Origin of the sequence: Lysinibacillus sp. NPDC094403 (assembly GCF_050278745.1) — a bacterium.
Classification (GTDB): domain Bacteria; phylum Bacillota; class Bacilli; order Bacillales_A; family Planococcaceae; genus Lysinibacillus.
This window is the reverse complement of sequence record NZ_JBNNTL010000016.1, coordinates 92,547-99,099: the sequence shown is the minus strand read 5'-3', so window position 1 is coordinate 99,099 and position 6,553 is coordinate 92,547. Positions and strand designations below refer to the sequence as shown.

Genomic DNA, 6,553 nt, shown 5'->3' with positions numbered 1-6,553 from the left:
TTAAAAACTATGAAGAATTTACAAAAGCGTTAGCAGACTATATTTACTATTACAATCATGAACGAATTAAAATAAAACTCAACGGAAAAAGTCCCATTGAGTTTCGAAAAGCTTCATAAAAAAGTTCATATTTTTGGGGTCAGATCACTATTTCTCAAGGAGTCGCCCAGTCGGAACAGAAATGAATCACACACTATGGTGAGGATCCAAAAATAATATATGTAAAAAAACGAAGGACTGTGTTAAAAGTTATTTCTACCTTTAGCACAGTCCTTCAAATATTTATTATAAACTTGTAAAAAAACCTTCTGGATATTCTTCATAATGTACCACCGTTAGTTGCTCCTCATTTTTTTCCTCTCCCATATTAAGCTCCAATTCCTGATCCATTAAATACGTTTCAAATTTTGAGTTAAACAACTTTTTCATTTAATCACCTCCTTTTCATTTGATTGAATTTTCTGATAAAAGAATTATACAATGACCTTTGTTAAAAAAGCAATAAACGATGCTCATTATGCATAAAAAGTATAAAAACAATCTACTTTTTAGATTAAATTTTGGTTTATTAGAAAAAGAGATGTATCAAATTACGATACATCTCTCATTTAGTAAGACTTATAAACCAAGCGCTCGGTACATGAACGCTGTAAATTGTGCTCGTGTTAAGTTTTCATTCGGTCTAAAATGACCGTTTTCATCACCTAGTGCAATGTTATGGTCCGCTAGAGTGGCAATATATCCACTTGCCCAGTGTGATGGATTGACATCTTTGAACGTACTATTGCCTTCTGGCGTTAAGCCAAATGCAAGCACCATTATTTTCGCCATTTGAGCACGCGTAATATAAGCATTCGGACGGAAAGCTCCATTTGAACCGTCTATAATGCCCGCTTGTTGAAGTAGTGTAATTTGTTGATAATAAGGATGGCTATGTGGGACATCCAAAAATGATACAGACTCTCGGAGTGGTGTTAGAGGTAAGGCACGTTCAATTATAAGTACCACATGCTGACGTTGAATCATGTCATTTGGTCTGAAAGTGCCATCTGGGTAGCCTTTAATAATGCATCTACTAGCGATTTCTTCAATCATATCTTTTGCCCAGTTATTATCAATATCCTTGAACGTCGTTTGACATTCTTTACTCTCTTTATTCCATTTCGCATACAATGTTAGATTTTCTGTTACTGCATCTTTCGTAAAATCCCATGTTGTTGTTAGCTCTGCATCTTTAAACCAGCCAGCAAATATGTGACCTTCCTTCGCTGGATTAGAAGGTGCTTTCAACAATTCTCTATATGACACTGTTTGAGATGGGATTCTATTGCCGCCGTTAGAATCAAAAATGACGGTATACCTTGGCTCAGAAGTGTTATCCTTCGTCCATTTCGCATACAAAGTTGTATTTGATGTTACTTCATCTTTTGCAAAATCCCACTCTGTTATTAGCTCTTTATCTTTAAACCAACCAGTAAATATATAGCCTTCCCTTGCTGGATTAGAAGGTACTTTCAACAATTCTCTATATGCTACTGTTTGGGATGAAACTTTACTTCCTCCATTGGAATCAAAAGCAACAGTATAACTTGGTGTACTTCCACCAGACCCTCCTTCTGAAGTATTATCCTTCGTCCATTTCGCATACAATGTGATATTCTCCACTACTCTATCTTTCGTGAAATCCCATACCGTTGTATGCTCTACATCCTTATACCAACTAGCAAACGTATGCCCATCCTTTAAGGGTGTAGCTGGGGATGGTAGTAATTCCTTTTCTAAAACCACTTTCGCTGATACTTCACTTCCTCCATTTGAATCAAAAGTGACGGTATAGCTAAGCTCCGAGGTTTCGTCCTTCGTCCATTTCGCATACAAGGTAATGTTTTTTGTCACCACGGCTTTGGCAAAATCCCATGCTTCTGACAGTTCTTTATCCTTATACCAACCAGCAAACGTATGCCCATCCTTCAAGGGTGTAGCTGGGGATGGTAGTAATTCCTTTTCTAAAACTACTTTCGCTGATACTTCACTTCCTCCATTTGAAGCAAAAGTGACGGTATAGCTAAGCTCCGAAGTTTCGTCCTTCGTCCATTTCGCATACAAGGTAATGTTTTTTGTCACTACCTCTTTTGCAAAATCCCATGATTCTGACAGTTCTTCATCCTTATACCAACCAACAAACGTGTTCCCGTCCTTTACGGGTGTAGCTGGGGATGGTAGTAATTCTCCTTCTACAACTTCTTTTGCTGATACTTCACTTCCTCCGTTTGAATTAAAAGTGACAGTATAGCTTAACTCTGAAGTTTCATCCTTCGTCCATTTTGCATACAACGTAACATTTTTTGTCACTACGTCTTTTGCAAAATCCCACGCTTCTGACAATTCTTTATCCTTATACCAGCCAGCAAATGCATACCCTTCCTTCGTTGGGACAGTTGGGGTTTTTACCAGTTCTCCTTCTTTCACTTCTTCTGATGCGACTTCACTTCCACCGTTTGAATCAAAAGTGATAGTATAGCTTGTCTCTGGAATTTCATCCTTCGTCCATTTCGCATACAAGGTAATGTTTTTTGTCACTACCTCTTTTGCAAAATCCCATGCTTCTGACAGTTCTTTATCCTTATACCAACCAGCAAACGTATGCCCATCCTTTAACGGTGTAGCTGGGGATGGTAGTAATTCCTTTTCTAAAACCACTTTCGCTGATACTTCACTTCCTCCATTGGAATCAAAATTAACATTGTAGTATGATTTTTTCCATTCTGAATAAATTGTCATCGGCTGCGATACAGATTCAGTCCACTTTATAGTCAAATTCGGATCTTCAAACCATCCTTTGAAGAAATCATTATCTTTAAATTGATAACTGAATGGACCTCCGGAATAGTCAGAATCTAATTGAGGTGTACCATGAAATATTACGAAATTCAATTTGTTTCTACTAAATGCGCCAGTGCCAATTATCTTGACACTTGATGGGATTTCAACACTTGTTAATTGGTTATATCCAAACGCACCCTTTTCAATTGTTGTAACGCTTGATGGAATATCTACTTTTGTTAATTGATTAAATTGAAATGCACGCATACCAATCGTTGTTACACTTGATGGGATTTCTACATTTGCTAAGTTATTTCTAGAAAATGCATCCTCACCTATAGTTGTAACGCTCGACGGGATCTTTACACTCGTCAATTGATTACTATAAAATGCAGCTTTGCTAATCGTTTTAACACTTGACGAGATTTCCACACTTGTTAATCTATTAGCACTAAATGCAGCATCTCCAATCGTTGTTACACTTGATGGAATTTCTACATTTTCTAATAGATTATTATTAAACGCCTTAAAACCAATCGTTGTTACACTTGACGGGATCTTTACACTTTTCAGAGACATATCAGAAAACGCAAATCCTCCTATTTCTACAACTGGTTTTCCTTTAATCTCACTTGGTATAACAATATCTTTCGATAAACCCTTATACCTCCAAATAGAAACACCTTTGTCCACGTCCATTGTGACATAATCCTCTTCACTATCGCTGTTCGCATAAACAGGCAGATTACTTAATGATAATTGGGAGAATATCAAAATTATACTTATTACTAGTAAACTTGTTTTTTTCATTTTGTAGTATCCTTTCAACAATTTGAAATAAATAGGTACCCATTAAATGAATACCCCGTATTAAGCAGGTATAAACTTTACTAAGATATTTTTTTGATAAATGAATACATTGAAGTTTTCAAACTAACCAAAATGAAAATTAGTGTAAAACCTATTATTTTTTCACTTATCTAAAATAACAATGGAGAGTTTTTCTCAGACCATTTGAAATTATGTGAACCATTAAACGTTACAAAATCAAGACTGTTATTATAAAAAGCATTATTTTTAATCTCTGTAACACTTTCTGGAATTTCTACACTTGTTATTGGATTTCCATTGAAAGCTGAATATCCTATTGATGTAACACCCGACGGAATCTCTACACTTGTTAACTTATTATTAGTAAATGCAAAGTCCTTTATCGTTGTTACACTAGAGGGAATCTCTACGTTTGTTAATCGATTATTGTAAAATGCGCTCGGCTCTATCGTCGTAACGCCATCAGGAATTTTTACACTTGTTAATTGATTGTTATAAAACGCACTTTGCCCTATCGTTCGAACGTTCGGCAGAATATCCACATTTGTTAATTTATTACTAGAAAATGCAAGTTCCCCAATCGTTATCACATTTGACGGAATCTTTACACTTACTAGGCTCTTACCAGAAAATGCACTATATCCTATTTCTATAACTGGCTTGCCCCCGAGTTCATCAGGAATATTAATATAATCCTTTGATATACCAAAATAATGAATTGTTATAGCAACACCATCGCCAAGATCCTTTATTATAAAAGCATCTTCTGGTGGTGGTTTGTTTTCATCATCCTTTAGAACATTTTCATCTTTTAAATTTCTCGATTGTACAAGATCAGTTTCATTGTTACTTGTCGCATAAACAGATAGATTACCCAATGATAATTGAGAAAAGACTAAAAGTATGATCATTAAAAGTAAACTCGCTTTTTTCATTTCGAAATCTCCTTTCAACTCATCTAATATAATAAAAGTTAGGTACCTTTAAATGGATAACTTTTATTACAGTTACCAATACTAACAATCCTCACAAACGCATGCAAATCAACTTTTTCTGGTTTTTGAACATATTTTGATAATCGATTTTATTGACAATTAAGCACTAAGTTATTTATAAGCTTTTTATTCTATTTTCGTGTTTCAACTGCAAAATAAAAAGAACCTGCTCGTTCCTGCAGTTTGTATGTTAAGCAAATTCCTTGTAGACATACAAGGCATGCACTTACTAACTCAGAAAATGAGCAGATTCTTATTATTTTAATATTATGTCGGCCCTAAGCCCTTTTCACTTCTTACCTAAGCTGTAACACTTGTATTACTTTTTTGATCGTCATCACCGTTACCTTTATGCTGCGTTACATATTGAATAACAAACATAACAATAAAGATTGCTAACCCTGCCCAATCCGAGAATTTTTCTGGATAGATCAGAAGTAAACCAGCTGCAACAGCAATAATGCGTTCAAACCAAAGCATTTTGCGATACCAGTAACCTATTACTCCTGCACCTATAGCTACCATTCCTGTAATGGCCGTGAATACTACCCATATAATTACAGGTATAGTTGTATCAATCATTAGCAATGCCGGTGAAAATACAATCATATACGGAATAATAAACGCTGCAATAGCAAGCTTCGCTGAGTTTACACCTGTTTTAATCGGATCTCCACCAGAGATTCCCGAAGCCGCAAAGGCAGCAAGTGCAACAGGTGGTGTTATATCAGCGATAATACCAAAGTAGAATACAAAGAAGTGTGCCGATAATAACACGACTACTGGTACTAGTTCTTGTGGTGTATTCGGTGATAATAATACCACGATTGCAGGAGCAGCAATTGTTGACGTAATTACGTAGTTCGCTGTTGTCGGAGCCCCCATCCCAAGAATCAGTGAAGCAATCATAACAAAAATCAGCGTTAAAATAATACTACCGCCTGCTAATTCTACTAAACTATTAGCTAAACTTAAGCCTAGACCTGTTTTTACAACTACACCTACAATAATACCCGCACAAGCCGTCGCTGCTACTACACCAAGTGCTGTGCGTGCCCCTTCAACTAGTGCATCAATAATATCCTTTGGTTTTAAACGTGTTTCCTTATTAAACATAGCAACACCAAAGTTGATTGGAGTGGAGATGGGCGACACCATGGAGATCGGCGTTAGAGGAACGGATATCAACCCCACGTTATGATGACGATTTATTTTCTTCCCACGAATCAAATATGAATGATTTCGGGAAATTAATAATTTATTGTCAATTTTTACCCTCAAAACAAAAATACTGTATCTAAAGTGATTTACTTCAGATACAGTCGATTCGTTTTCTTATTGAACAATGCCACAAGCAATTCTAGCACCAGAATTACCAGAAGGATCTGTTTTATAATCGTCCTCTGATTCATGAATGATTAATGTAGTGCCTCCATCACGTAACAATGAGTTGGCAGCATCTTTTTCCAAAGTTAGCCCTTCAGCTAAAAAATTCAGATCCACTTTTCCATCTTCTCCAACTTCTAAATTCGGAAGATCCCCTAAATGATATCCCTTAGGATTTAGATTCCCATGCTCTTTATGTGTTGGATTAAAATGCGGACCTGCTGATTCGAACGTTGGTGGTTCACACTTCCCAACGGAGTGAATATGAATGCCGTGTTTTCCGGCTGGCAATCCCGAAAGTGCGAGTGTCACTTTAACCCCATTATCCTCTTCCTCAAAATATGCATTACCATAGCTTTCATTATTTTTACCAATTACTTTCGCGGTTGCTGTTGGTCCTGAACTTGCGTTAACAGCCACTTTTTGCTCCTTCTTTTCAAAGAAACTACAACCACCGACAAATACTAATAAAGAAATAATTATTAAACTCATTTTTTTCATAAAAATACCTCCTCTAT

General features: G+C 36.1%; 5 protein-coding genes and 1 pseudogene. 1 reads left to right on the top strand and 5 read right to left on the bottom strand.

The window, feature by feature from the left end; all coding sequences use genetic code 11:
- A partial coding sequence (locus ACQKMV_RS19350; RefSeq protein WP_427505889.1) for an IS3 family transposase occupies nt 1-119 on the top strand: 119 nt, incomplete at its 5' end.
- Nucleotides 120-285: 166 nt separating this feature from the next.
- On the opposite strand, the gene ACQKMV_RS19345 is transcribed toward ACQKMV_RS19350, so the two are convergent.
- From ACQKMV_RS19345 to ACQKMV_RS19325, 5 genes and pseudogenes are all read right to left on the bottom strand, one after another.
- A complete protein-coding gene (locus ACQKMV_RS19345) occupies nt 286-429 on the bottom strand; it encodes a hypothetical protein (RefSeq protein ID WP_427505888.1) in 144 nt (47 codons plus the stop codon).
- 189 nt (nt 430-618) lie between these two features.
- Complete coding sequence (locus ACQKMV_RS19340) at nt 619-3,633, bottom strand: InlB B-repeat-containing protein (RefSeq protein WP_427505887.1); 3,015 nt, start codon at nt 3,631-3,633, stop codon at nt 619-621.
- A gap of 170 nt (nt 3,634-3,803) precedes the next feature.
- The gene (locus ACQKMV_RS19335) at nt 3,804-4,589 is read right to left on the bottom strand and encodes a leucine-rich repeat domain-containing protein (RefSeq protein ID WP_427505886.1); all 786 of its coding nucleotides are present in this window, start codon (nt 4,587-4,589) and stop codon (nt 3,804-3,806) included.
- A 360-nt stretch (nt 4,590-4,949) separates the two neighbouring features.
- Nucleotides 4,950-5,837 (bottom strand): annotated as a pseudogene (locus tag ACQKMV_RS19330) (TRAP transporter permease); the annotation flags it as partial.
- A gap of 147 nt (nt 5,838-5,984) precedes the next feature.
- Entirely contained in the window at nt 5,985-6,536 is a 552-nt protein-coding gene (locus ACQKMV_RS19325) for a superoxide dismutase family protein (protein WP_427426885.1), read from the bottom strand.
- Nucleotides 6,537-6,553 lie beyond the last annotated feature (17 nt).

Bases quoted from the DNA above. Each gene is read 5' to 3' on its own strand.
- ACQKMV_RS19340 (WP_427505887.1), bottom strand. From the start codon at position 3,633: ATGAAAAAAACAAGTTTACTAGTAATAAGTATAATTTTGATATTCTCC.
- ACQKMV_RS19325 (WP_427426885.1), bottom strand. From the start codon at position 6,536: ATGAAAAAAATGAGTTTAATAATTATTTCTTTATTAGTATTTGTCGGT.
- ACQKMV_RS19335 (WP_427505886.1), bottom strand. From the start codon at position 4,589: ATGAAAAAAGCGAGTTTACTTTTAATGATCATACTTTTAGTCTTTTCT.
- ACQKMV_RS19345 (WP_427505888.1), bottom strand. From the start codon at position 429: ATGAAAAAGTTGTTTAACTCAAAATTTGAAACGTATTTAATGGATCAG.